The organism is Paenibacillus sp. FSL R5-0519 (assembly GCF_037974275.1).
In the GTDB taxonomy this organism is placed as follows: domain Bacteria; phylum Bacillota; class Bacilli; order Paenibacillales; family Paenibacillaceae; genus Paenibacillus.
This window is the reverse complement of record NZ_CP150234.1, coordinates 2,508,838-2,534,345: the sequence shown is the minus strand read 5'-3', so window position 1 is coordinate 2,534,345 and position 25,508 is coordinate 2,508,838. Positions and strand designations below refer to the sequence as shown.

Sequence of the window (25,508 nt, the reverse complement as noted above, 5' to 3'; positions counted from 1 at the left end):
TCCTTTCGCCTTGGAAGAGAATTACTTCTGCCCGACAATAAAAATATTGTTTCCACGCGATACAAGTTCTTCTACGTCAAGATACTGGGATTCAATCTCCAAAATGCTCTCGAACACAGCCGGATCAGACAAAATCTCGCTTAGGGTTTGGGTGTTACCCTCAATCTGTGTCTCCAGAAATCCGGGATAAATGAAGGCAGGGAAGCCTTTAAGATTTAATACCTTCAGCCCGCATTCAACGTAATATTCTTGAAGCTGCTTGGGAGTAAACATATAAATATCGGGCATTTCAAGCGTGAAGCGCCCTTTGCCGCCCGTTAACTTCCGTGCCTCTTCAATTCTGCCTAGGGAAATATTAAAGTACAGGGCATGGTACAGATTAGGTGTAAACGATACCAAGTATCCCTTGGGTTTAAGCAACTTTACGACTTCATGCAGCATTTTAAGCGGCTCTTCCACAAATCCCAATACGTTATGAAAGTTAAAGCAGACATCCACGGATGCCGGCTGTACGCCTTCAATAGCATGAAGGTCACCTTGCCGGATCGTCCATCTGTCCTGAAGATCATTCGCTTCGCGTTTGGCCTTCGCTTGTCTCAGCATGTCTTCCGACAGATCATACGTATATCCGGTGCTCTCCGGGTATTCTTGAAGGACTTTAAGCGACCAGCGACCAGTCCCTCCACCCGCGTCAAAAAACGTGAATCCAGCGGGTAATCGATCCAAGACCTCTTTTTTGAAAACGTTCCATAACAGCTGGTCGGAGAGCTGCCAATATGCCTGTTCCTCTACCAAGTCGTACTTGTCCGCTTTATTTTTGAAATACGCAATGGTGTCGTGTGTTGTTTTGCTCATCTTAAATCCCCCTTCTCCAATGGTTGAAATGATTTATTATCTTCCGATTGCAGATACAACTGGATACCCACAGAATCAATCCAGCTGAAGGCTTCCAAATCCTGCTTTGTCATTTGCCTTAATTCTTTGGCAGGTATCCAACGTCCGTCACGAGCCTGATCGCCAGACTGCAAGGCTATGCCTTCAGCTTCGCATCGAAAATACACGCCCATTGAATCGATAGGTCCCTCCAGTGTCTGGTAGACAGCAAAAGGTTGAATGCCCTCCAGTAAACCTGTGTTGGTTCTTACCTGCAAATACGTATCCTTACCTGCAATGCGAGTCAGTTCAAGGCCTGTTTCTTCCTTGACCTCCCGTTTCAGTCCATCGATCATGGACTCGTACTCTTCGAGTTGCCCTCCAGGCAATTCCCATGCTTTGGGTTGATTGGGCTTGTCCCGAATCTGTAAATAAAGTTGAAGCTCACCGTTCACCACTCTTTCTATCATAGCGCGTACGTTAACGTACATGTTGCCCCTCCCCAGATAGGAATTCGCCCATCACGTCATCCAGCTTCAACTGCAGATTGAATTGGAGATGATAAGCCTTGTACTGCCTCGTAATTTTACGTGTATACCCCAGCAATCGTTTGGCAATGTCGCCACCTAGTCCACCGCTGGAGAATGAGAAGATATGAGTAAGATACTGTGTCTCAAAAATTCGTTCCTGCAGAGATTGTACGAACGGTTGTCTGCTGGCCGGTATGACAGTATTAACAGCATCCTTCCCCAACAGAACAAACGCACCGACCGTCCAGAATCCAGGCTCTCCAATAAGACCGGATCGCGAGATATACGGAGTGGCATATACTCTCAATTCATCCTCGACAAACATCAGCAACGCCGTGTCATCAGTAATGACGGAGTACCCTGAATCGATTGCTTTCTGGGCAATCGTCGATTTACCGGCTCCGCTTGTCCCTAGGAAAATAATCGCTTTTCCGTCTTGACCTACAACACATACCGAGTGCAAGAGAAATGCGTTCATGTCCATCAATTTGGGAAAAAGAGAAATCCGTTGAGAAAATTCCCATGACCGATCTTCATATTCGTCATACCCCGTCCGCTGAACGAAATGCAGTCTGCTGTTCCAAGCGGAATCCCAATCGATGTTATAATTGAACTGAAGGCTGGAACGAATTTCAACCCGGTCTTCGCCCCAGATTACTTCGTCTCGTTCCGGGTTGTTAATCCAAGGGCTTGTGTCCCAAGCTTCGATCCTGCAGTGATGATCCATCTTTTCCGGCTGATCATCTATCAAGACGTGTGAGTACCATTGTCTGGTCCGTTCCTCAAGCGCATGAAGACGAGATGCAAAATCCACCTGTACATGAAAGGGACCGTAACGATAAATATACAGAAGAGTTCCTCCTTCCTTAATCTCTTCGGATCTTTCCGGTAGCGGTTCTCGGAAGGGTTTGCACAATTTCCACCCTTTTAGGTACCTTGTAAGCGGATAACTTGGAACGGCAAAAACGCAAAATGTCCGTAGCTTCAACAAGTGTATCCGACTTGCGAGGAATGATGTAAGCCACCAGTGCTTCGCCGAGCCAGGGGTCGGCCTCTCCTTTGACAATGGCTTGCTCCAGTGGAAAGTGCTCCATGATCAGTCGCTCAATTTCCTCAGGATGTACTTGTTTTCCTGCTGTTTTGATCAACAGTTTGGTTCTTCCCAGTAGCCACAGATTATTTTGTTCGTCCAAGTAACCGCGATCTCCTGTACGAAGCCATCCGTTTTGCAGAACTTTATCCGTCTCTGCTGCATTGAGGTAATATCCCTTCATGATGCTGGGACTGTGAATCCATATATCACCAGGTTCATGAACGCCTAAGCGATTCCCTTCTTCATCTCTTATGGAGATTTCAACCCCGCGTATGGCTTGCCCTACATTAGATGGTTCGTATACTCCCGAAATGATCCTGGTTGTAATACGCGGACCAGCCTCCGTTTGGCCGTACGTTTGCACCATTTTCACATGGGAAGGCAGTTTCTTGCGAACAGATTCCAGTATGTTAGGCGTGACTTGTCCTCCCCCAAAGCAGATATAACGCAGATGGGGCAGCGCTTTATAATCGGATTTCAGCAGGCTCAACGCTTGCAGCATGGTTGGTACTGCAGTAACTACGGTAATGTCTTGCTCTTGCATCGTTTTCATGAATGAAGACGGTAGAAATAGACCAGTCATAATGACCAATTCTCCACCCAGGTACAGGTGGCTCAAGAACTGGGAGGTATTGCAATAGCCAAAAGGCATAGGCAGCGTAATCAACACGGTATCTTTCTCCGTCAGTGACAGAGATTCGCAATGAGCCTTCACATTGGTAATTAGGCTATGGTGAGTGTGCTGCACGATTTTGGGATTCCCGGTCGTTCCCGACGTTTGCAGCATTAAGGCAACCTCGTCTGCAAGACGAGGCCTGTATATGGGCTTGTTCTCCTCATCCGGTGCCTGCCAATCTTCCTGGCTCAGGACGGACAGGTTATGAATACGTAGCTTGGATTTCATCTCGTGAGTAGTGATACAGAGAGCAGCGTCTACCGTGCGGCACGCCAGCCTGATTTCTTCCTCGGAACTGCCGGAATAGAGCGGCATGATTACCGCTCCCAGTAAGGTAACAGCGAAGTAAGCATGGATATAGGCAGGAGAGTTGGGCAAGCAGATCACCACCACTTCGCCTTCCCTAACACGGTCCTCAATCTTTAACTGCAAGGCCGCGGTTGTGGACAAAAGCTGCTTATACGTGAACTTCTCCTCGCCGAATGTTACGGCAATCCGATTCGGACTCCGCTCTGTCTGATGTAACAGTATTTCACCGATACACCGAGGTTCCATATCCTTCATCCACTCGCCTCCTTCGCGTACATTTTGTCTAGCCCCTGCTGTCCATTTGAAAGATTTGCCCGCTCACGTTGGCAACGTGTTCGGACAACAGGTAGAGAATAAAATTCGCTGTCTCCTCCGGTGTGGAAATGCGGGACAAAAGACTCTCATCGAGAGCCTTTTGATATTTTCCAGCATGATGCCGGTTCAGATTGGTTCGCATAAATCCCGGACAGATTGCATTAACGGCAATGCCGAATGAACCCAACTCACGTGCCATTGATTTGGTCAGAGCATTAAGTCCGGCCTTGGAAGCTGCATAATTGCTTTGCTGTGCGCTTCCTACAATACCGCGGTAAGAGGACACGTGAATGATTTTCCCCCTGCCTCGTTCCTTCATCACCTTGCTGACCTTCTGAGAAACGAGAAATGCGCCATCCAGGTTAACCTGGATAACATCGCGCCATTGAGCATAACTCATCTCGTCTAAAGACGCATCGTTGATAATTCCGGCATTATATATCAGCCCATCCACCCATTCCAGTCGATCCATCAGTAGTTGTAAGGATTCATCCAGTTGTTCCGTATTTGTGACATCCAGATGACCGACATGCAGACGATTCTGTATATCCAAATGATTTTCATGAATATGAATAGGGGTTTGGTTATAGGTGGCAGCGACAATCGCCCCTTCTTGCAGCATTTTTTCAAGAAGACACCCTCCAAGCGTTCCCGAACCCCCAACAAGAAGCAATCGAAGTCCTTGAAGAGAAATGTGCACGAATATTCATCCTTTACGCTGTCTTGGTATCAACGAAGGCCGTTAACACTTCAACATTCTCAAATAGTTGCGGTGTAAGTTCATCATCCTCAATCGTGATTTGAAACTCATCCTCGATCTTGATGATCAACTGAAGAATCATGATGGAGTCCAGTTGCAGATCAGAAACCAGATTTTCTTTTCCCGAAAAGACATAATTTTCTTCAATCCGATCCTCAAGCTCTTCTTTTACGAGCCTGCACACCGTTTGATAATGCGACATATGCTCACCCTCAGATATAGAATGATTTGGCAATATTGCTGACATCATGTATTCGCCTGGCGATAAGGAATAAAATAATCGAACTTGGGACCATCCATACTCAGTCTGTCCTGATGAACAATCGTCAGGTTAACATCGTCAGGCAGTTTGTGCAGCAGTTCTTGCTGCAATAGGAACTCGGCTGCTTCCTGAGATCCCTTGCCAGGTACAAGGTAAAATATAAATTGCTTTTCCTGCACTTGCATTACACGGAATTGTCGAACGGCATCCGGGAAATTCCGGTTGACCTTGGTTACCGCATAATGAAACAGAATCGGATTGGCGATCCAATCACCTGATCGAATATATTGGGTTGCCCGCCCACCGGTCACTTCAATGACGGGATGTCGCGATCCGCAGTCACATTTCTGTTCAGACAGCCTGCCAATATCTCCCGTGTCATAACGGATCAATGGCCAGATTCGATTGGTCAAGTCGGTAATTACTACGTTTCCATAGCCATCTTTGTCCGAATTCACAATTTCTACATACAATTGATCGCTAGACAAGTGCAGATTACCGCTTCTGCAGCTCATGCCAATGCACCAAAATTCGCGGGAACCATAATGGTTATAAACAATGGGACCAAAGGCCTCTTCAATCACCTTGCGCTGATAGTCAAATAACATCTCCCCGTTAATTTCGATATATTTAAACGGAAGTTTGCTCCGATCCAGCTTTCGCTCCAGCAGATGGTTCGCGAATAGATAGAGTGCGGTAGATACGGACAGCATCCACTGCGGACGATACTTCAGCAACGCTTCATAATAGTCATCCAGTCGTTCCGGGGACAGATCAAGCATGGAGAGATACATGACCTCATGGTAGATGGATATGGGATCTGTTGACAGATCATCTTCATTGAAGGCATAAAACATGGCATACGGATCTTTAGGTCCAATACCTCCATTCCTGTTTCGAAGGCCCCATAAGAGGCGTGCTTTTTTCCATTTTTCCTCAGCTGATTTATAACATTTGAGCGGTTGTCCCGTGGAACCACTGGTATATTCGACATAGAGTTTGGCCTCATTGTCCGTCAGCAGCGATTCTTCTCTGCCAGTCAGCTCAGATTTCTCCAATATGGGTATCTGCTCAAAACGAGCTTGGCTCCAGCCGGCATCGGTAACGCCTTGTAACCTTTGGTTGTAGAATGAAGACTTTGCTGTTGCGTGTTCGATTAAACCTAGTAGCTTGTCCTGAACATGATCCCACTTGATTATCATCAATGGTTTCCCACCTTATGGTTTCAAAGTCACATTGGTTCTTGGGAACTGAACGGCACTCCATATATATGGCATCTCCAGCAAACCATGGATCAATCGCTCCCATCCGACGCCAAAACCCGATGTCTCCCTGTAGTTATCGAGCGTTCTGGACTGGAGATAACATGCGTAATCTTCTTCAGGCAGGTTAAACACTTCTGCTTTTTCTTTCAATTGCTCAAGGGTACCCACACGCTGACCGCTCCCGATCGTTTCCCGATATCCCGGCCAGATATAATCCGTGTTGTTTGCAACGCGTCTGTCCCGCCCCTTCATTTCAGCGTGGTAGAACGGTACCTCAAGTAGAGGAAACTCGCTAATTGCCAAGAATCCGCCATAAATCTCGGTGAGTCGAACTTCTTCCCATGAACCGAAATGTTCAAGTGTGAATTTGTTGTAGATTTCATCTTTTGTATCTTCGTAAAGTGCAGCTAAAGCTTCTTCAAAGGTTAATTCCGTTATTTTTTGACTGCGACTGACTTCGTCAAGTTGATTCAGACGATCCTGGGAAAGGAAAACACTCAGATCCGCTTCATTATGTTTGAGCAAATCCTGAATGACTCTAAACAACAATTGACGGATTATTTCCTTGTTGGCTACTTGATCCACCGCGCCTTCATATTCGATATGGTGAAACTCGGACAGATGGGATGCATCCACATTTTCCTTGCGGAATGAGTTATACACGGAATATACATGATCTACCTGGTGCTGGAGCACCGACAATTCCAGATAAATTTGTGAGGACTCTGATAAAAATGCCTTGTTCGGCAGGTCAAACCACTCCAAAGAAATAGGGCATACATCGGTTGTATAACTGATCGCCTCGCGACCATATACGGCACCCGGGGAAGAAATCATTCGAGTAGTCAAAGGCAGCAGTGTAAACAGGGCATTCATTTCTCCAAAAAACAGATTGCTTGACATATTGATCTGATGATTAATTCTGGCGATAGCGCCCCAATACTTCTGTTCGCTGAAGCTCTTGACCCGATTTTCAGCTTCTGCCAGCGTGTATTGGCCTGCAAGTACGTTATCCAAGCCATCGTATATGTTGTTCCCGCGATATCCCAATTTCTTGTCTTTTTTTGTATAATAAGGTCCTAACATAAGCTCATCTCTCCTCATATGGATATTATTTTGAGTTAAAATCAAACCTTGCTGGCGATATACTTTTCCCGTTCGTGCTTGCTTTTACGTAACAACTCCATTGAAAAATGGGGTGTGATCCAGTGCAAGATTCAACAGGTGTTGCCAAACCTCCCTCCCCTTGAATGTTCAGTAATTTTCATTCAAATACGCTTGAGAGCTCTTCACGACATTCCGAATGTTATCGATGTGCATACTCGCTGAGGAAACTGGCCAATCCCCTCGAATGAGACCAAGACTTGCCAGCTTGATGCACGTTGTGCCCATTAACAGCGGAAGTACCGTAATTTCTTCGGCCAGCAGGGCATGATGTTCTTGATAGCCTTCAAGAAACTGCTGGAACGGCTGAGGTTCCAATTCATGAACGGCTTTAAAACGCGAGCTGCCAGTTCGGTAGGTTATGCCAGAAAAAGTGAGCAATCCTTCAGCCAGATCCACAAGGGAATTGGTGAAGCATGCATTGTCAAAATCAATCAGTGCCGATACCGAACCATCGGATGAGAAAATGAAATTCATCGGATTCAAGTCTCCGTGCGCAATCGATGTCACTGCTTCTGCTCTGTCAGTGTGCTGAACAGACCACTCGTCAACCAGTTTCTTGCAAACCTGGACAAAATGCTGCACATCCTTCTGCTCCTCTTGACTCATTTCATTGCGTTTCTGCATGTACTTTTTAAGTAAAAGTACAAGTACATCCTTTGTGGAAGCATACGGAGATTGCTCGGGCAACTTCAGTCTCTGAAGTGGATATGCCGACGCAGCCTTTGTCCGAAATTCACCCAATACCGCCCCGGCAGCACGTATCTGTTGAGGCTGGGCATTATACATCGAACCGTTTGGTATATACGATTGCAGGTACAATGTACTTTGATTACCTGCATGTACAATCAGCTCCCTGGATGTGGTTAACTGAACGGCAGGGACCCGAACCGCTTTCTGAGCCAGCTCATGCTGGAGCTGAATTACGCTCACGGCGTGCTCAATGGATCGGATATACCAAGGAATTTCTTTCAAAAAGTAGAGGTTTCCCTCCCGGTCTTCAATAAGGGCTTTTCTGGATGTCTCCGAAACCCGGTTGATCGGAACGACAGTACCATTCATATTGAGATACGGGTACGTTGTGTATTCCATGATGCCGTACTGCTCTAACGCTTGCGATAGCATATCCTCCGGGATAAGTCCTCTGCTCAGCTCTAACGGTTTTAGCAACGGCATCCTCCCCTTTACCAAAGTAAGACCCTTAATGTACACTCCATGTGTTGAACTTTTGTGTGAGTAAAATAACTAGTTGACGTCCAAGTCCGGCCATTCGCACACTAACAGGATGTTCTGGATTCGCAAGTACCAATGGAATGCCCGAGTTCCCCTTTGCACTAAGCTCAGGTATTATAGGAAACGTGTCGAGCACTTGCAGACCGTTCGGAACAGCTAACATGCCTTGGGTATCCCCCGAAAAGATTGCAGTGGAATGCCCGCAGCATTCGCATTGGAATTGAGACATATTTTCGACGATACCAAGCAGCGGAACCTCCATCCGTCGCATCAAGTCGATCCCTTTCTGAGTATCTGCAAAACTTACCGTCTGAGGCGTTGTAATCAGAAGACATCGCCCTTTCAACAGACGAAGCAGCTGATGGTGAATCTCGGAAGTCCCTGGAGGCATATCGACGATTAATACATCTACATCCCAGCGGGCTTTTATCAGTAACTGATCCAGTGCACCTTCCAAATATTTTCCTGAAAGAGATCTGCTGAGGCCGTTGTTTTCAATCAGTCCAGAGGAAGAGATGCGGATGCCTGCGTAGGTTCCCGGGTGGATTCCAAGTCCTTCTGCTACCATAGACTCTTCTTCAACTCCGGATACCATGGTAGGTATACTCGGCCCTTCAAAATCTGCATCAAACAATCCTACTCTTAACCCTGGTAATGAATAGGCTAAATTTACAGCGAAAGTGGATTTTCCGACTCCGCCCTTTCCGCTATAGATGAAAAGTACGTCCATGGCATCCTCCCTCGCCCCTAATAGAAAAGCTAAGCATTTTGCTTCAACGTATGGATCATGTTCACAATGTTGCTCATGGAAGCAAACGTATCATTAATCATGTACTCGTCGGGAATAGTCATTTCAAACTTCTCTTCCAGTTCTAGCAGCAAATCGATCGCTTTCATAGAATCGAGACCTGCACTTTTCAGATCGTCCGTCATCTCCAGATCCCGATGAATTTTCTGCTTTACCAGCGCCGTGACTTCATGTTCAATGTGTTCCATGCTCATGAATAGTCCTCCCTTCATGCATTTCATTCAAATGCGTTCTTCGTGTTATAGCAAGCTGTGAAACATGCTTCACGTTACCGTCATCCACGACCAATTCAACGGGAATTTCCCTGCTCAAAAATCCCAATAAACTGGCCGTAATCCCATAAGCCCCAACATTCGGAATGTAGAGCTGCTCTTCCAATTGTAAGGAAGGCATAGCTGCTTTTTTGTTAAAAAAATCAAGAGGGGTGCATAGCGGTCCTACAATGTGGGCCGACTCCGGATGAGTGTCGGGTTTCTCTGTGATGGGCTTGATGTCATACTGAACACGTGGAATGCGTCCGAGCCCCGCCATCCCGCCCAGATGGTGAATGCCGCTGTCCAGAACGATAAAACGGCTGCCCTTACTTTCCTTGATATCCACAACCGAGCTAACGAGAACACCGCATGCGGCCGAAAGATATCGTCCGGACTCATATGCTATAGCAGGCTCTCCGATTCTCCATCCTGGCATATGCTCATCGAGAGCAGTCTCCAATTGGACCTTGATTTCACTAAAATCCGGAGGGGGGCCTGACACAGCATAAGGATGTCCAAATCCCCCTCCTAAATCCACGAATTGGAGTGGGATTCCAGTCTCCTTGGATATTCTAGCAATCACCTGAATGGAAGAGAGAAAAGATTCCGCAAGTCTCTCTGCATTCGCAGTATTGGTGCCATTGAAAATATGAAAACCGGCAATACGAATTTCGTCGCATTCCTGCATTTCCTTCAGCTCTCGCAAAAGCTTCTGCTCATCCGTTCCAAACTGAGAGGGTGTGCCCGTCATGGCCAGTCCAGCATCAGCCAAGCCCTGATCGGGATTGATTCGCATAATGACTTGAATTGGAGGTGTACCAGAAGACACTACAGACCTTAATCTTTCCAGCTCCTTCATTGATTCGACCGAGAACCATTGTACTCCCTGTGCAACAGCCACCTTCAATTCCAATTCACTCTTTCCAGGACCCGTGTACAATACATCCCGGGGCAATCCTCCAGCTTCTAACACGGAATTCAGCTCACCTAGCGATGAAACTTCAGCCCTGCACCCCAAATCTAACAACTGCTTAACGATTGCTGGGTGGGGATTGGCCTTCAGAGAGTAATACAACATCGAAGACTCGGGTAATGCATCTCTCAACCTGTGGCAGGATTGGCGAAGAATATTCAAGTCGTATATATATAACGGACTGCCGTATTTCGACCGCAACTCTCCATAGTCCAAACGCTTCACTCCTTTTCCAGGTCTGTTTTCAGCTTGTTTTTATCAATTTTACCGTTCGAAGTTAAAGGTAACTGGTCTGTAACATAGATGTGTGTTGGCATCTTGTAATCTTCCAGCCGCATTCGTAATTCGTCGAGAATGCTATCCGCAGTCCGTGTAGAACTCACCGCAAGAATAGGCACAGCAGTGTCTCCGGTCAGTATCAGCGCGGCTTGTTCGACGCCATCGATATCGACTGCTGCCAGTTCGATCTCCGTAGGACTTACACGAAAGCCGTTTTGCTTGTACATATCATCCTTTCGAGCGTAGAAATACAAGAAACCTTCATCGTCCATCCAGAAGTAGTCCCCTGTGTGCAAGCTTCGCTCAGGAGAAGCCATATTTCGAAAAACGTGCTGTGTTCGCTGCGGATCATTCCAGTACCCCATCATGACATGAGGACCATGCACAACCAATTCGCCAACCTTATATGGTGGCAGTTGCAATCCTCTCTCATCGATTATGGTGCAACTTGTACCCGGAAGAGATGTTCCGACAGAACCCGGTTTATCAGCGAGAAATTCCGGCTGAAGGATGGAGACCCGTTTACACTCCGTCAGTCCGTACATCAGATGTAGCCGAGCATTCGGGAGAAATGTTTTGAATTCGTTTACATAAGTTTGAGGAAGTGCAGCTCCTGTATTGGTAATGAAACGAATCTCCGGTAATTGCGTCATCTGTCTGCGCATAAGTTTGATCAGCGCTTCTCCCATGCTAGGTACAATTGGTAACCCGGTAATACCCCATTCCCTTATTTTATGAATGAGCACCGGGCCCACATCAGATCGCTGACCCAAGGCTATCGTTGCATTTTGATTAAACGCCAGAAAAACCTGATACATCCCGTAATCAAAAGACAATGGAAGAAAATTGCCGATTACGTCGTCTGCTTCTATTTTCAGGCAAGACTGAATGCTCTCCAGTACAAATAGCATGCTGGAGTGGTGTGACACCACAGCCTTCGGCCGGCCTGTACTTCCCGATGTATACAACAGGCAGGCAACTTCATTACCTGAGCGATCTTCGTAATCGGGGTCATCTAATCTGCTATGCTCCAATGCATGTGTGGTCACGTCATTTTCCGATATGACCTTAATCCCTATATAGGATGACATCGCCAACTTTTCAACAAAAGCATCGGTCGTCAGCAGATAGGAAGCTTGCGAATCTTTAACAATGTAGTCCAACTGATACCTTGTTGTACTCTCATGCAAGAGGATATAAGCTGCTCCAAGCCTGGAGGCAGCAAAAATGGATGAGACGAGAAATTTGCCATGAGGCAAAAGCAGTATGATTCGCTCGCCAGTTTTTACACCGCAGGATTGCAAATAAGTGGATATACGATTCCTCTCCTGAGTTAGTTGACTATAAGTAAAATGGCCTTCGTCTGTGATCAAAGCTGTTTTATGCGGATATCGTTGTTCTGAATGATCTAACAACTCACATAATCGTTTCAATTCAGACCCTCATTCCATGAATTCGCAGTGTTTATTTTGCACGATTTCTGTGATACGTTTATCGCACAAAATGTCGTTAACATGTTGTTTAATGAATATAATTCAATTATAGAGCCTTGAACATAAGTCGCTGTCCATATTTTCCCCATCTTATTTCTTACGCAGAAGATACCATACCCGAGATTCTCCACTCTATCTGCTCGACTGTAGCAAAACATTCATACAACAGGTCCTCATCGCGGAAAATAATCTCAAACTCCTCTTCTAGTGAAACAATTAGTGAAATATATTTTATTGAGTTAAACCCGAGATTCTCTAATCGCTCATCCACAGGAATGTCCAAGTGATATCCAAGTATATTGTGAATAATCTGAAAGATTTTTGCTTCAATCATCGAGTTAGATACTTGTTCCATCACTGATTCCCTCCCCTGTCTTATTGCACAGATGTTTACGATATTCACTTGGAGAGCGCCCGTAATATTTTTTATAGTACCCGGAGAACTGTGAACTAGAGATATAACCGACAGACTTCGTAATTTCATTGATCGTCAGATCGGTATGCTTAAGCAGTTCGCGTCCTTTTTGTACTCTAATTTTCTGAAGAGATTTAATGGGTGAACAACCGAACACTTTCTTGTATGTGTTACTTAAATAGACCGGATTACAGCTGATTCGTGCGGCCATGTCTTCAAGGGTAAGCGGCTCCGAATATTGACTTCGTATCATGCGATGAACGATAATTAATCGGTTGTCAATCTTACCTTTCAAATTATCGGTGCTCTGGTTCATCACCCGGTACATATTGAAAAATCGTGTGAATTCAAGGGATAGTTGTTTGCTGTACTCAGGTTTGAAAGTGCTCTGTCCGAACATCTCTAAAACGCGTTTTACAAACAACTTGACTCCGTCGTCTTGTCTGGATAATACCATTGGAAAACCAAAGCGCATTTTAGTCATGTTTTCCAAGGTCAGAACGCTGATTACGACAGGTACTGACAATCGGTTTAACAGGATGAGATCGTTGCCCACCAACAAGTCCCTGGAGGAGATATAGTACGAGGTGTCACGATACCTCGTTTCAAAAGACTGTTCGGTAAACGCTACCAAAATTCTATTTGGCTCCGTACATACTGTTTCAGAATAGCCGGGAGCCATGATCATTTTGGGCATCATACTGTACAAATTCCATGTCATCAAAAGTCGCCCCCATTTGAAGAAATTGGAATGTTTTATTAAATTTTAGTTGATTCCTAGACTGAAATCAACAATATTATACATAAATGTGAAATTGATCATAATCTGTAGAAATAAATAAGTGAGGTTGTCGAGGTAGGTTTACTACTAAAATATGCAAAAAAATTATGTAGGTAGACTCTAACTTTTGGACGTAAAGGTGACTGGCTAGCAATCTTTGGTCAAAAGTTTCTTAAGGACGTTCCCATGGAATTCATACATATTACCACAAACAGCAACAGTGGATCCAATACGAACCAATTCATTCATTCCATCTAATAGAACGCTTTCCATTAGTATGAGTCTGATTCCATAGAATTGTTCTAAATAAAGGTACCCATACACTAAACACTGCTTTTATACGTGTTCAGTGTATGGGTACCCGATTACAATGCTTGATGGCTTGAAAACTCTTTTCTTAGATGACATAGATTTATTTTAACTTAACGTCCTATCAGGACCCATCCCCACTTCATCCGGCGCAATCCCATCGCGCAGATCCATGAGATCAGGAGCGCCACAACATAAGATAGGATGATACCCACGCTGAAGTGCCGAGCCAGGTCATCTGAGAATTCACGTCTCCAGAAGAGCAGTACGAGGGGATGCATTAAAAACACACCGAACGCAACTGTACCCAAGGAATCCAGAACATGCGTAGCTTTACGAACTTCAGTATGTTTTCCTGCGCCCAACCGTTCACTAAAGATCAGCAGGAGCAAGCAGGCTGACAACGTAAACAGATTGCGGAACAGGAACAACACGGTATAGGTTACCACCGGGTATGCAGCAAAAGCGGTTTTGATATAAGCATTACCATATATAAAAATGGCACCTCCGCTCAATAACGCAACTATAAGTGCATAACGGTGAGTATACAATTTCTTCAATGCCCACTCAAAGTTGAGCCCAACCCATGCGCCAAAACCAATTACAATCAAATAACTGGGTAACAAACTTCCTGTTCGCTCGAAGTGAAGCTGCAAATGCAGTGCATAGAAGATTGCTTGGCCCATAATAAAGAATAATGGCAAATATCGAGTAAAAAGAAGATGGCGTGTTAGCGACAGAAGCAATGGAAAAACGATATAGAATTGAAGAATAATCAGGAAAAAGTACAAGTGCGTATGAGCAGTTCCCATCACTAATTGTTTGGCAAATTGCACACCATGGGTCAAAGGTTCTTTGCCCGCAAGCAACTGTTTAACGGTAAAATAGATAAAGGACCATACCACATAGGGTACACATACATAGAATAAACGCTTTTTGTAAAAGGCGAGCATCCAACCCTTCTCGTTCACCTTGGAGCTGTAGTTGTAGAACAGAACCAGGGAGGACAAGAACAGGAACGCTGGAACGGCAAATTGCAGGAACGTGTTCCAGAAGTAATACACATCATGATCTAACGTGTGCTTGGGGTAATGCGCAACTGCTGTTGAAGTCGCATGGATGGCTACCACTGCCATGATGGCCAATGCACGATAGAGATCCAGATACTCAATACGCCGGGGCCGATTAACCGGTTGATTCATAAAATAACCTCACTTGTGCCTGATATGGGATGATAGTTTCCGGCCGCAATCCAGATTCTAAGCTTCATTTTAATCAGCACGCGAGGGTATTACAATCATAATCTATATTATTTTCGTTAAATTTCACCATTATTCTTCATTATTCGACATACTCTATCCAGAATCGGTCAGTACTTATACTTGAATTGGTAACTTCCTGATCCAAGTGTAACTTCAATATCGTCTCCAATACTTCGAATATCCTGAACTTCATTTACCTGCTCCAACGGTTTCCCTTGCTCCAGAACGATCTGTGCATCTGCTCCAGGAAGACGTACCGTACCTCTCGTATTGACAGGAATGTGTACGCGTATCTCCATTTCTCCCTCCGCCAGCCGATGCCAACTTGAAGCAACTTGACCATACATCGTCTCCAAGCTCGCTTCCACCCAATCCAGTCCAGGTCCGGGTTGCGGCTCAATATGCACCATTCGGAATCCTGGCTGATGTTCATCGGACTTGATTCCGGCAACATAACGATACAACCATTCCCCAATCGCACCATACGCATAGTGGTTAAATGAGTTCATATCAGCACTCCAGAGACTGCCATCCTCTTTGATCCCATCCCAATGTTCCCAGACTGTCGTTGCGCCTTGAGTCACCTGATATAACCAGGACGGATAATCCTCTTGAAAAAGTATTGTATAAGCCAGATCGTGAAGACCTGCATCACTCAGTACCGGATTCAGATAAGGTGTACCCACAAAGCCTGTAGTAAGATGATTGCCCGCCTCTTTCACGAGTTGTGCCAATTGATCGACAGCGCGAGTTCGGGCCATACCATCCAGCAGGTCAAATTGCAGCGCGAGAACATGCGCTGTTTGCGTTGGAACAGCAATTTTGCCGGCTGGAGTGACGAATTCTTTGTTAAACGCAAGAACAATGTTCGTATGCAACATTTTATAATAATCAGCATCATCTGTCTTACCAAGTACCTCTGCCGCTTTTTGAGTTAAAGAAACCGAATAGGCATAGAATGCAGTTGCTACATAGTCCGTGTCCGTTGCGCCAACATAACTATCCGGCTTGGAATCCAGTCCCAGCCAATCGCCAAAGTGGAATCCCGTGTTCCACAGATATGGGTTATCGCCCTGCCCGTGAATGTACTCGATCCACCGCTTCATACTCTCATATTGTTCAGCCAGTAATCTGGCATCCCCATACATCTCATAGATGGTCCAAGGACAGATGACTGCTGCATCACCCCAAGCGGCGGAGGAATGACTGGTGTCTCCCCATCCTTCCGACGTGGAACTTCTCAGATCCGGAACGAAGAATGGAATACCTCCATCTTCTCCCTGATCCGCTTCCAGATCCCGCAACCACTTGGTGAAAAAGGGCGCCGTATTCATGAGGTAGGAGGACGTGCGGACAAACATCTGTGCATCACCGGTCCACCCGAGCCGTTCATCCCTCTGTGGGCAGTCTGTCGGCACATCAAGGAAATTCCCCTTTTGCCCCCACAATATATTGTGATGCAGTTGGTTCACCAAGGGACTGGAGCACGAGAACTGACCTGTTTGCTCCATATTTGAGTGCAGCACTATGCCAGTGAAAGTATCGAGATGAATGTGTTCAGAAAAGCCAACCAGTTTCACATATCGGAAACCCTGGAACGTAAAATGCGGTTCAAATGTTTCTACTTCATCCCCCTTGCACGTATAGCGAATACACTGCTTGGCAGCGCGAAGATTATCGGTGTAGAAGTTGCCCTCATGATCCAATATCTCAGCATGGTGCAGCTCAACCGTCTGACCGATCTCACCTTGAATGCTAAATCTCACCCATCCCACCATATTCTGCCCCATGTCTATTACACGATCTCCTTGTGGAGTTGTTAAGAAGGCGATTGGCTGTATTTGTTCGACTTGAGTAACGGGTACATTCTCCTGCGCAACGATGATATCTTTGGGATGTTCCAATATGTTCACAGGTGACCAATTCACTTCAAATGAATCCGACCAATCAGACTCCATTCTTGCATCATACGTCTCCCCCATATAGATGTCCGACATGCGAATGGCACTTGGAGCAGTCGTCCACTCACCATTGGATACAATACACTCCTCTGATCCATCTGCGTATTTCATATGCAGTTCCAACAGCAATGCGGACGTTGAACCAAATATCTCCCGTTCTTTGTTCCAGCCAAGATATCCCCGATACCAGCCATCTCCAAGATATGCGCCCAATATATTCTGTCCATTTTGAAGCAGGTGGGTAACATCATAGGTTTGGTATTGTAATCGCTTACGATAAGAGGTCCAGCCAGGTGTAAAATAATCTTCTCCTACTCTTGTGTTGTTCATATGCAACTCGTATAATCCAAGTGCTGTCACATATATTCTGGCAGATGTAACAGGTTGTTTCACATTAAACAGCTTGCGCATACGCGGGCATGACGTATCTCCATCATTTGTTGGTTGAGCTGTGATCCAATCTGCTTGCCACTTGTTATGAAGATCCATAAGTCCCATCTCGAAGTAGGACGTTTCGGACCAACCCGAATCACTTCCTGCATCATCCCATGCCCGAATCCGGTAATAGTATCGCGTTTGCGGAGAAGGCTGAAAATGGTTTAGTTCCACATGTATGGATTGATCACTGCTTATCTCGACAGAATCCCATGTAATCCCATCAAAATCTTTCGTTAGGGAGAGTTGTACCTGGTAAGCGGATTGCATACAGTTCCGCCGATCGGACTGCAACTGCCAGCTTAATCTCGGTGATTTTACATCGAGGCCTATCGGGTTGACTCTATATTCACAGCGAAGGTGACTAACGTTGAACATTAACAGATCGTCCTTTCCATCTTGGCTTCCCATTCGGGGTTACGATATAATTATATCGATCCTGCTGTCGTAAATACCCGGTGATCCGGACTATTTCATCCGGTGATTCAGCCATCTATGCAAGGAGGTTGCCTGTGGATTCATCTGTACAACTTATGAAAAGCGAATACTTTCTGCATAATCATCTGCAACTTTTTGTCAATCGTTGCTCTGAAGACTTTATGCTTCCTTTTCACGCGCATGATTTTATTGAGTATAGCTATGTTGCTGAAGGAAAGGGCTTTCATCATATCGGTGAAGATGTCATTCCCGTGAAGAAAGGCATGCTGTTTGTCATTCCTGTTGGCGTTCCTCATGTCTTTCGTCCTGCGAGCACAAATGTGACCGAGCATCCGCTAATTATATATAATTGTCTGTTTAATGCTGAGTTGATCAACACGCTGACAGCCATCGTTCAGGAGAAAGAAATCATTCAACATCTAATGGACTTGGCACAAAATCAGGTTCCTTATATATCCATTGTGGATCGCAACGATCAGATGGAAGAACTAATAGTGAAGCTGTATCGTGAATCCTCCGTTCCTGGAATCGGCTCGTCTACCATGTTATACACCTTGGTAAGCCAGTTGGTATTGATGACCTACAGACAACTGTATCAAAAGGATCAGGATGAAGAGAATCATTCCACTGGCTTTGATTACATCCTTCACTATATCAAGGAACACGTAAGCAATCGTATTCGGATGTCTGATCTGGTACGCATATCAGGCTGGAGTGAAAAGCAGATTGGGCGAATGTTTCTGCGGCATACCGGACAGACCTTTAGCGGCCACCTGCAACATCTACGCATACAAAAAAGCTGCGCAATTCTAAAGAATTCACAGCACAAAGTCAGCCTGATTGCCGAACTGGTCGGATATCGGGATATGGATTCATTCTATGCCGCATTCAAAAAAATAACAGGCGAAACACCTCTCGCCTATCGCAAAAAATCCAGAGCACTTCACTCTGGACGATAAGATTACCTATCTTTTAGACACCAACAACCTGTAACATTTCATCTATGTATGCCTTGGCTTCTTTCCATGAAGACATCAACGGAAAGTTGTATCGCTCACGCTCCTGTATATTCCACGGATGCGGGATACAGATAACCTTTTTGCCATCCTCATGCGCGGGAATCAGATTATGTGCTCCATCATCAATGAGCAGATCGAATCCTAGCAAGTTTTTTCGTTTACATGTAATAAACTGTTCAGCGGTTATAAAAGGCATGTGCTGCTGAAGCCAGTTCCACTTCTCAACCACTGTTTTTGGCTCTGCTGCTGTCACGACAATGACATCATAGGCATCGTTCAGCTTGCGCATCTCATCTACAACATATTCGTCGTATAATTCCAATTCCTCGAACAGACCCGGCCGACCATAAAATACATCGTGCGTGCTCTCTGGATGACGCAAATGGGACGTATCCCAATGAATCATATCCTCATACCGCAACGGATGGGTCGGGAAGTTAAGGTTGTTGTGATATATAGCCCGCTTGACCAGATGACATATCGTGTCATCCATATCTACAGCAATAATAGGCTTCTTCATGGTTATCCCTCCCCCAATACGATCACAGTATACCATCCATCATGTCATATAGTCATCTTTTATGCATTAAAGTGCCCTTGGTGCTAGTGAGAAGCTTGCTAGATTATAGTAAAAAGGCGCCCCGGCGCCGTAAATCCAGCTACGTCCGGGGTGCCCATATAGGTTGATCTATTCCAAGTTCTCGCCATTCGAGGCAATGACTTTTTGGTACCAGCCAAAGCTCTTTTTCTTATACCGATTCAATGTGCCTTGTCCGTTGTCGTCCTGATCCACGTAGATCACGCCATAACGCTTGGACATTTCCGAAGTGGATGCGCTGATGATATCAATCGCTCCCCAGTTGGTATAGCCCATGAGGTCCACACCATCCATTACAGCTTCTTTCATTTGTGTAATGTGTTTTCTCAGATAATCAATTCGGTAATCATCGTTGATGGAACCATCTGCCTCAACCGTATCTTTCGCGCCAAGTCCATTCTCCACCACGAATAATGGCAATTGGTACCGATCATACAGCTCTTTCAATGCCACACGCAGACCAATCGGATCAAGCTGCCAACCCCACTCCGTACGCTCCAGATTCGGGTTCTTAATCGTACTGTACAGGTTACCACCCGTCACTCCATATTCCTCTGGGTTCACTGCGGACACCAAGGATGTGTAATAACTGAATGAGATGAAGTCAACTGTGTGCTCACGCAGGATCTGCTCATCCCCCGGTTCCATGGCAATGGTAATCCCATTCTCTGCCCAGTACCGAGCCATGAATGTTGGATAACTACCACGAACTTGTACATCCGTATGCAGCAGGTTCAGCTGGTTATCGATCTGTGCTTGCAGCACATCCTCTGGCTTCGATGTCGCCGGGTAGTGAATCATGCGTGCAAGCATACATCCGATCTGGAAGTTCGGGTTAATCTGACGTGCTTTTTCCGTTACCAGGCTGCTGGCTACAAATTGATGATGAAGTGCCTGATAGGAAGCCTGCATCGTGTTCTCCACCCGGTCTTCAATAATACCTCCACCTGTGAACGGTTCAATAATGGTCGTGTTAATCTCATTAAACGTCAACCAGTATTTTACCTTGTCCTTGTACCGGTTCATCACGGTTTCTGCATATCTTACAAAATGTCCAATCACTTCGCGGCCTGCCCAGCCGTTATATTTCAGCACAAGTGCCATCGGCATCTCATAGTGTGAGAGTGTTACGAGAGGTTCGATATCGTATTTACGGAGTTCATCGAACACTTCGTCATAGAAGCGCAGTCCCTCTTCATTTGGTTCTACATCATAACCATTAGGGAAAATGCGCGGCCAGTTGATGGACAGACGAAATGTTTTGAAGCCCAGCTCAGCAAACAGCGCAATATCCTCTTTGAAACGGTGGTAGAAATCAATCCCATAACGCTTCGGATAACCTTCCGCACTGTGATGTGCCATTGCTTTCTCAACCGTCGCACTCGTAACATGCATCAGTTCTCTAAGGTTCGTGTAGTCCTTTTTCTCAAAATAAGGAACCATGTCGGCCGTCGACCATCCTTTGCCGCCAGCGTCGAATCCACCTTCAGCCTGATTGGCGGCAATAGCGCCGCCCCACAGAAATCCTTCCGGAAACCCTTGTCGATTCATTATGTCTATCTCTCCTCTTCGGATTGATTTAATCTTTGCTGATTAGCCACTAATCTTAAACGTTATATTCCAGCTTTCAATACGTCTTCACCCATCGTGATTTCGCCCAATTTCACAGGCAGAACTTGCTTGTAATCCGCTGTATTGGTAACAACCATAGCGGTTGTGATGTCGTATTCTTTGGCAATCTCGGCCAGTTCAAATGTGAGCAACTTGTCCCCAGCCTGTACCCGTGCTCCTGTAGCCACATGTGCATCGAAGTACTGTCCACGCAGCTTCACGGTGTTGATTCCGACATGAATCAGCAATTCCATTCCGTTATCACTGCGGACAACGATTGCATGTTTCGTTTTGAACACATTCATGATGGTTCCTGTCACTGGTGATACCAGTTCGCCTACTGTTGGAACAAATGCCACACCTTTACCCATCAATTCATCACCGAATGTTGGATCGTTAACTTCCTGGAGCGGAATCGCTTTACCCGTCATCGGAGCAACGGCTACCGCATCACTCGTTGGTGTTGGAGCGCCCATGTCGTCCACGTTTACACTTGCCGCATCGCTCGAAGGTGTTGTCGCTGCCGCAGAAGAAGCGCCTGGTGAGAATTGAGCCAATGCCTCAGCGTCTCCTTCTTCTTCCTTAATCCCGAATATCGTAGACATAATCGTACCTACAACAAATGCAAGAATCATACCGCCAAAGGAATACCAGAACGTTTGACCGATCAGGGAAGGAAGTCCCGGGAGACCACCGTTACCTGCAAGCACATACGCTTTTGCGCCAAAAGCAAGGGCGAAGCCGCCACCAACTGCGCTACCAATCATCGCTGCGGCAAATGGTTTTTTGTATTTCATGTTAACCCCGTACATAGCCGGCTCCGTTACACCCATAAGTGCGGTGAAGCTTGTTGACAATGCCACGGTTTTGAGTTTTTTATCTTTTGCCCGGAAGAATACACCAAGAGTTGCACCAGCCTGCCCCATATTGGAGATAAAGGTCAATGGCAAGAATTTATCGAAGCCCAGTGTAGCGATATTACTCAAGATGATCGGCACAAGTGCATAGTGCATTCCTGTCATAATAATGAGCGCCATCGCGCCGCCCAGTACGATACCTGCAATCAATCCGCCTTCATTCAGCAGCCAGTTAATGCCGCCAGACAATCCGCTACCTACAAATGTACCCAATGGACCGATTGCAATCAGTGTCACCGGAACCATAACAAGCAAGGTAATCAACGGCACAAGCAATAACTTGAGTGCAGCAGGGATAACGCGGTCAACCCACTTCTCAACATAGGACATTAACCATACAGCGAGTAAAATCGGAATAACCGATGAAGCATAACTTACAGCTGTAACCGGGATTCCCAAAAAACCAACCGATTCACCGCTAGATAACAATGCTGTCATGTCTGGATACATGAGTGCCGTACCTAGTGCAATCGCAACAAACGGGTTACTGCCGAATTTGCGAGCCGCGCTGACTGCAATCAGTAAAGGCAGGTAATGGAATACGCCGTCACCAATGGCTGAAAGAATACGGTACGTATCTGTTCCAGCGGACATCCAGCCTAAGGACACAAACAGTGCGAGTAATCCTTTGAGCATACCTGCCGCAGTAATCGCCGGAAGCATAGGGGCGAAGACACCTGCGATGGTCTCAAAAATATTCAGAATGACATTTTTACTTTTTTCCGGCTTAGGCTGTTTACTTTCCGTACTTTGCTGGATCGCTGGATATTCCTTCACCATGGCGTCGAATACTTTCGACACATCGTTACCGATAATGACCTGAAATTGGTCACCCGAAATGTTCGTACCCATGACTTTATCCAGTTTATTGAGTGAACCGTTATCAACTTTATCGTTGTCTTTCAGATCAAAGCGCAGTCGTGTGACGCAGTGATAAACTGAGTTAATATTGTTTGTTCCCCCAACGGCTTTGATGATTTCCTGCGCCGCTTCCTGATGTTTCATGATGTTTTCCTCCTCATTTTCCCAATAAAAAATACCCGAATGAATATAGCGCAAAAATGTGGCGCCATCTCATTCGGGTATTGCCTGATTGAACAGTAACAAGCCCATGGGATATCCAGTTGTAATTTCATACGATCGCGTGAACATTATACGTCCCGCTTGGTTTTCATCAGACGTTCCAGATGGAGCGTGAGATATAACTGCTCCGAGTGAGTCATGTCATACTGATAGTTCTTATGGATAAAAGTCTCGATCTTGCCAATACATTTGAATGTCTCCGGATAGTTTTTCCGAACCACTTCATACAGATACTCCTCGGCATCATCATGTGAAGAATGCGTAATAACACGCTGACAGAAATACTTCAAATGGGTGATGAAGCGGAAATAATTGACGCTATCTTCATCCAATTCGATATTGAAGTGATATTTGATGATATTCATAATTTCTTGCAGTAGCTGCATTAGATGAGTGACATCATTCATGGAATCATTCACTTCCGCATTGATGAAATGTAGGGCAATATTACAGATTTCATCTTTGGGGAACTCAATATCCAGTCTTTCCTTCAGCAAGGTCAATGCTTCTCTGGCCACATCATACTCTGCCTTATAGAAGTGCTGAACTTCCCAAGAAAGTGGATTACGAGTAATCATTCCTTTTTCCAAGCGTTGAACAGCAAAGTGAATGTGATCCGACAGCGAGACATAGATCCCGTCACTGATGGTTTTGTTCAGTTGCGTTCGTGCCAGTGTCACAATATCATCGGTTGCCTGCAGAATCTCAATAGGTACTTCAGCTACGATGGATTTAAATTTCTCATAGATCGATGTATCCTGAAGACGGAATACCTTCTCAATCCGCTCTTCATCAATCTCATCGCCTGCTTTGAACTTGAATCCGATACCCCGGCCGAGGATCAGCAGTTCCTGATTTTTGTCATCCACGGTACTGACAATATTGTTATTAAATATCTGTTTAATAATCATTCTGGACCCACCTGGTTTTTTTTGAGGAATAAAAAAGGGCAAAACCAAAACAGAAATAATAAAATCATTTCCATAGTGGTTTTGCCCGCATTACCGGTAACAAGCCTCGGATCTAATTTATCATAACCTGAAAACGGTGTCAACCACAAATACTGCCACTGCTATTCCACTTCATTACCTTACTTGAGTCATGGTCTTATGATTCATGTTTAAGGTACATATGTTTTATGATTCACATGTTGATGCAGATTCAAACAACGTCACTCCAACCAATCATAGCATGAATTGAACAACAAAAGGCCCTTCTCTCGAAGGGCCTTTCAACCTTACTGGAAGGTCACATTAATCTGTACAATCTCCGAACGACTGCTTGTACGAATTGGAGGTCCCCAGAATCCGAATCCTGAGGTTACGATGGAGTGCATGGAACCCTTTTGCAGATAACCCCAATCATTCTCGTAAATAGCCTGTGTGATGAACTGAGCCGGTGCGATCTGACCACGATGGGTGTGACCGGACACCACCAGATCTACATTGTTCTGCTGCGCAATATCCAGATCATACGGCTGGTGATCCATCATAAGTACCGGTTGGCTCAAGTCGGAACCTTGCATTAAAGTAGCTACTTCTGCACGATCCTTCTCTGTCCGGTCTTTCCGTCCAATGAGAGTGATCTTGTCATCCAGAACAATCTTGTCATCGTACAAAACTTGCATGTTGCTCTTCTCCAGCGCAGCGATCAGATCTTCGATCGGACCATCGAATTTGTCGTGATTCCCAAGAGAAGCATAGACACCATATGGAGCCTGAATATTACTGATAATATCGGCAATCCCGCTATTCAGATACATATCCAGATTGTCATCGATAATATCTCCAGGATACAGCACCAGGTCTGGCTTCAGTGCATTAATCTCCTCCACCATGCGTTTGGCATGTGCTGGGCCGGACAGTAATCCGAAGTGCATATCGGCAGCCATGACAATGTTAAGCTTGTCTACACCTTCTACTTTTTTATCAATCTGGATATCATATGTTCTCACTACCGGGCTGTAGGCGTTGAAAATTCCATAACCCATTGTGGACACTAACAGCACGAGCGTAACAACACCCGCCCATTTCTGTGTGTGGTGTCTAGGAATACGGGTTAATCCCAGCAACCACATCGTAAGGTGAATGACGGGCAGGATCAACAGTAACAACGAGAAGATTGCCAGCCAGTAAGAACCGATAATACCGAGGAACGAGATGCTTCCAAATACCCGTGCCAAAATGAAGGAAACGGCAAGGAATACAAGCGCTATAATATAAAACCATCGAAATCTGGCGGAAACGACTGGTTTCATCCAACTCCAACCGCTCCAGCCTATGTAGAACACTAATAATCCATATACGACCAAAAACAATATCCCCGCTAATACAAACATTCCCGGTCTAACCTCCACGTCAATAAGTTGTATTCTGAATTTTCATCACGGATG

The 25,508-nt window shown here is 45.5% G+C and carries 23 protein-coding genes; 1 reads left to right on the top strand and 22 read right to left on the bottom strand.

Annotated elements, in window-relative coordinates:
• Nucleotides 1–21 precede the first annotated feature (21 nt).
• The 17 genes from MKY73_RS11615 to MKY73_RS11535 all read right to left on the bottom strand — a co-directional run bounded on the left by MKY73_RS11615 (nt 22) and on the right by MKY73_RS11535 (nt 17,720).
• Nucleotides 22–855, bottom strand: coding sequence for a methyltransferase domain-containing protein (locus MKY73_RS11615; protein ID WP_339255942.1), 834 nt, complete (start codon nt 853–855; stop codon nt 22–24).
• Nucleotides 852–1,364: an NUDIX domain-containing protein gene (locus MKY73_RS11610; protein ID WP_339307555.1), complete on the bottom strand. Its 513-nt coding sequence runs from the start codon at nt 1,362–1,364 to the stop codon at nt 852–854. Before MKY73_RS11610 ends, MKY73_RS11615 begins: the two co-directional genes overlap by 4 nt.
• Nucleotides 1,354–2,319 (bottom strand): hypothetical protein, encoded by a 966-nt coding sequence (locus tag MKY73_RS11605; protein WP_339307554.1) that lies wholly within the window; start codon nt 2,317–2,319, stop codon nt 1,354–1,356. Before MKY73_RS11605 ends, MKY73_RS11610 begins: the two co-directional genes overlap by 11 nt.
• The gene (locus tag MKY73_RS11600; protein WP_339307552.1) at nt 2,270–3,736 is read right to left on the bottom strand and encodes a class I adenylate-forming enzyme family protein; all 1,467 of its coding nucleotides are present in this window, start codon (nt 3,734–3,736) and stop codon (nt 2,270–2,272) included. Before MKY73_RS11600 ends, MKY73_RS11605 begins: the two co-directional genes overlap by 50 nt.
• Before the next feature lie 28 nt (nt 3,737–3,764).
• The gene (locus MKY73_RS11595) at nt 3,765–4,496 is read right to left on the bottom strand and encodes an SDR family NAD(P)-dependent oxidoreductase (protein WP_339307551.1); all 732 of its coding nucleotides are present in this window, start codon (nt 4,494–4,496) and stop codon (nt 3,765–3,767) included.
• 13 nt (nt 4,497–4,509) lie between these two features.
• The gene (locus tag MKY73_RS11590; RefSeq protein WP_339307550.1) at nt 4,510–4,758 is read right to left on the bottom strand and encodes a phosphopantetheine-binding protein; all 249 of its coding nucleotides are present in this window, start codon (nt 4,756–4,758) and stop codon (nt 4,510–4,512) included.
• Nucleotides 4,759–4,802: 44 nt separating this feature from the next.
• Entirely contained in the window at nt 4,803–6,020 is a 1,218-nt protein-coding gene (locus MKY73_RS11585) for a hypothetical protein (protein WP_339307549.1), read from the bottom strand.
• A 15-nt stretch (nt 6,021–6,035) separates the two neighbouring features.
• Nucleotides 6,036–7,169, bottom strand: coding sequence for an amino acid--tRNA ligase-related protein (locus tag MKY73_RS11580; RefSeq protein ID WP_339307548.1), 1,134 nt, complete (start codon nt 7,167–7,169; stop codon nt 6,036–6,038).
• A 168-nt stretch (nt 7,170–7,337) separates the two neighbouring features.
• A complete protein-coding gene (locus tag MKY73_RS11575) occupies nt 7,338–8,417 on the bottom strand; it encodes a phosphotransferase (protein ID WP_339307547.1) in 1,080 nt (359 codons plus the stop codon).
• 31 nt (nt 8,418–8,448) lie between these two features.
• Complete coding sequence (locus tag MKY73_RS11570; protein WP_339307545.1) at nt 8,449–9,210, bottom strand: P-loop NTPase; 762 nt, start codon at nt 9,208–9,210, stop codon at nt 8,449–8,451.
• A gap of 29 nt (nt 9,211–9,239) precedes the next feature.
• Nucleotides 9,240–9,482, bottom strand: coding sequence for a phosphopantetheine-binding protein (locus MKY73_RS11565; RefSeq protein WP_339307543.1), 243 nt, complete (start codon nt 9,480–9,482; stop codon nt 9,240–9,242).
• The gene (locus MKY73_RS11560) at nt 9,463–10,731 is read right to left on the bottom strand and encodes a decarboxylase (RefSeq protein ID WP_339307542.1); all 1,269 of its coding nucleotides are present in this window, start codon (nt 10,729–10,731) and stop codon (nt 9,463–9,465) included. Before MKY73_RS11560 ends, MKY73_RS11565 begins: the two co-directional genes overlap by 20 nt.
• A gap of 5 nt (nt 10,732–10,736) precedes the next feature.
• Nucleotides 10,737–12,227: an AMP-binding protein gene (locus tag MKY73_RS11555; RefSeq protein WP_339307541.1), complete on the bottom strand. Its 1,491-nt coding sequence runs from the start codon at nt 12,225–12,227 to the stop codon at nt 10,737–10,739.
• Between the two features lie 157 nt (nt 12,228–12,384).
• Nucleotides 12,385–12,642, bottom strand: a complete 258-nt coding sequence (locus MKY73_RS11550; RefSeq protein ID WP_339307539.1) for an acyl carrier protein — start codon at nt 12,640–12,642, stop codon at nt 12,385–12,387.
• Entirely contained in the window at nt 12,626–13,423 is a 798-nt protein-coding gene (locus MKY73_RS11545) for an AraC family transcriptional regulator (RefSeq protein WP_339234818.1), read from the bottom strand. The genes MKY73_RS11550 and MKY73_RS11545 overlap by 17 nt, the downstream gene beginning before the upstream one ends.
• A gap of 482 nt (nt 13,424–13,905) precedes the next feature.
• Complete coding sequence (locus MKY73_RS11540) at nt 13,906–14,994, bottom strand: acyltransferase (protein WP_339307537.1); 1,089 nt, start codon at nt 14,992–14,994, stop codon at nt 13,906–13,908.
• Nucleotides 14,995–15,161: 167 nt separating this feature from the next.
• Complete coding sequence (locus MKY73_RS11535) at nt 15,162–17,720, bottom strand: family 78 glycoside hydrolase catalytic domain (protein WP_339307536.1); 2,559 nt, start codon at nt 17,718–17,720, stop codon at nt 15,162–15,164.
• A 242-nt stretch (nt 17,721–17,962) separates the two neighbouring features.
• Here MKY73_RS11535 and MKY73_RS11530 point away from each other — a divergent pair, with 242 nt between their 5' ends.
• Complete coding sequence (locus MKY73_RS11530; protein WP_339307534.1) at nt 17,963–18,847, top strand: AraC family transcriptional regulator; 885 nt, start codon at nt 17,963–17,965, stop codon at nt 18,845–18,847.
• Between the two features lie 13 nt (nt 18,848–18,860).
• Here MKY73_RS11530 and MKY73_RS11525 read toward each other — a convergent pair whose 3' ends face one another.
• The 5 genes from MKY73_RS11525 to MKY73_RS11505 all read right to left on the bottom strand — a co-directional run bounded on the left by MKY73_RS11525 (nt 18,861) and on the right by MKY73_RS11505 (nt 25,454).
• Nucleotides 18,861–19,427 carry a hypothetical protein gene (locus MKY73_RS11525; RefSeq protein WP_339234829.1) on the bottom strand — a complete coding sequence of 189 codons (567 nt, stop codon included), beginning with the start codon at nt 19,425–19,427 and terminating at the stop codon, nt 18,861–18,863.
• Between the two features lie 168 nt (nt 19,428–19,595).
• On the bottom strand, nt 19,596–21,056 hold the full coding sequence (gene ascB, locus MKY73_RS11520; protein WP_339307532.1) for a 6-phospho-beta-glucosidase: 1,461 nt from the start codon (nt 21,054–21,056) through the stop codon (nt 19,596–19,598).
• Nucleotides 21,057–21,118: 62 nt separating this feature from the next.
• On the bottom strand, nt 21,119–23,038 hold the full coding sequence (locus tag MKY73_RS11515; protein WP_339307530.1) for a beta-glucoside-specific PTS transporter subunit IIABC: 1,920 nt from the start codon (nt 23,036–23,038) through the stop codon (nt 21,119–21,121).
• Nucleotides 23,039–23,184: 146 nt separating this feature from the next.
• The gene (locus tag MKY73_RS11510; protein ID WP_339255973.1) at nt 23,185–24,027 is read right to left on the bottom strand and encodes a PRD domain-containing protein; all 843 of its coding nucleotides are present in this window, start codon (nt 24,025–24,027) and stop codon (nt 23,185–23,187) included.
• Nucleotides 24,028–24,353: 326 nt separating this feature from the next.
• The gene (locus MKY73_RS11505) at nt 24,354–25,454 is read right to left on the bottom strand and encodes a metallophosphoesterase (RefSeq protein ID WP_339307529.1); all 1,101 of its coding nucleotides are present in this window, start codon (nt 25,452–25,454) and stop codon (nt 24,354–24,356) included.
• Nucleotides 25,455–25,508 lie beyond the last annotated feature (54 nt).

Coding starts and splice junctions, on each gene's coding strand:
- MKY73_RS11615 (WP_339255942.1), bottom strand. CDS start 855: ATGAGCAAAACAACACACGACACCATTGCGTATTTCAAAAATAAAGCG.
- MKY73_RS11610 (WP_339307555.1), bottom strand. CDS start 1,364: ATGTACGTTAACGTACGCGCTATGATAGAAAGAGTGGTGAACGGTGAG.
- MKY73_RS11600 (WP_339307552.1), bottom strand. CDS start 3,736: ATGAAGGATATGGAACCTCGGTGTATCGGTGAAATACTGTTACATCAG.
- MKY73_RS11590 (WP_339307550.1), bottom strand. CDS start 4,758: ATGTCGCATTATCAAACGGTGTGCAGGCTCGTAAAAGAAGAGCTTGAG.
- MKY73_RS11585 (WP_339307549.1), bottom strand. CDS start 6,020: ATGATAATCAAGTGGGATCATGTTCAGGACAAGCTACTAGGTTTAATC.
- MKY73_RS11580 (WP_339307548.1), bottom strand. CDS start 7,169: ATGTTAGGACCTTATTATACAAAAAAAGACAAGAAATTGGGATATCGC.
- MKY73_RS11570 (WP_339307545.1), bottom strand. CDS start 9,210: ATGGACGTACTTTTCATCTATAGCGGAAAGGGCGGAGTCGGAAAATCC.
- MKY73_RS11565 (WP_339307543.1), bottom strand. CDS start 9,482: ATGAGCATGGAACACATTGAACATGAAGTCACGGCGCTGGTAAAGCAG.
- MKY73_RS11550 (WP_339307539.1), bottom strand. CDS start 12,642: ATGGAACAAGTATCTAACTCGATGATTGAAGCAAAAATCTTTCAGATT.
- MKY73_RS11545 (WP_339234818.1), bottom strand. CDS start 13,423: ATGACATGGAATTTGTACAGTATGATGCCCAAAATGATCATGGCTCCC.
- MKY73_RS11540 (WP_339307537.1), bottom strand. CDS start 14,994: ATGAATCAACCGGTTAATCGGCCCCGGCGTATTGAGTATCTGGATCTC.
- MKY73_RS11535 (WP_339307536.1), bottom strand. CDS start 17,720: ATGCAATCCGCTTACCAGGTACAACTCTCCCTAACGAAAGATTTTGAT.
- MKY73_RS11525 (WP_339234829.1), bottom strand. CDS start 19,427: ATGAAGAAGCCTATTATTGCTGTAGATATGGATGACACGATATGTCAT.
- ascB (WP_339307532.1), bottom strand. CDS start 21,056: ATGAATCGACAAGGGTTTCCGGAAGGATTTCTGTGGGGCGGCGCTATT.
- MKY73_RS11515 (WP_339307530.1), bottom strand. CDS start 23,038: ATGAAACATCAGGAAGCGGCGCAGGAAATCATCAAAGCCGTTGGGGGA.
- MKY73_RS11510 (WP_339255973.1), bottom strand. CDS start 24,027: ATGATTATTAAACAGATATTTAATAACAATATTGTCAGTACCGTGGAT.
- MKY73_RS11505 (WP_339307529.1), bottom strand. CDS start 25,454: ATGTTTGTATTAGCGGGGATATTGTTTTTGGTCGTATATGGATTATTA.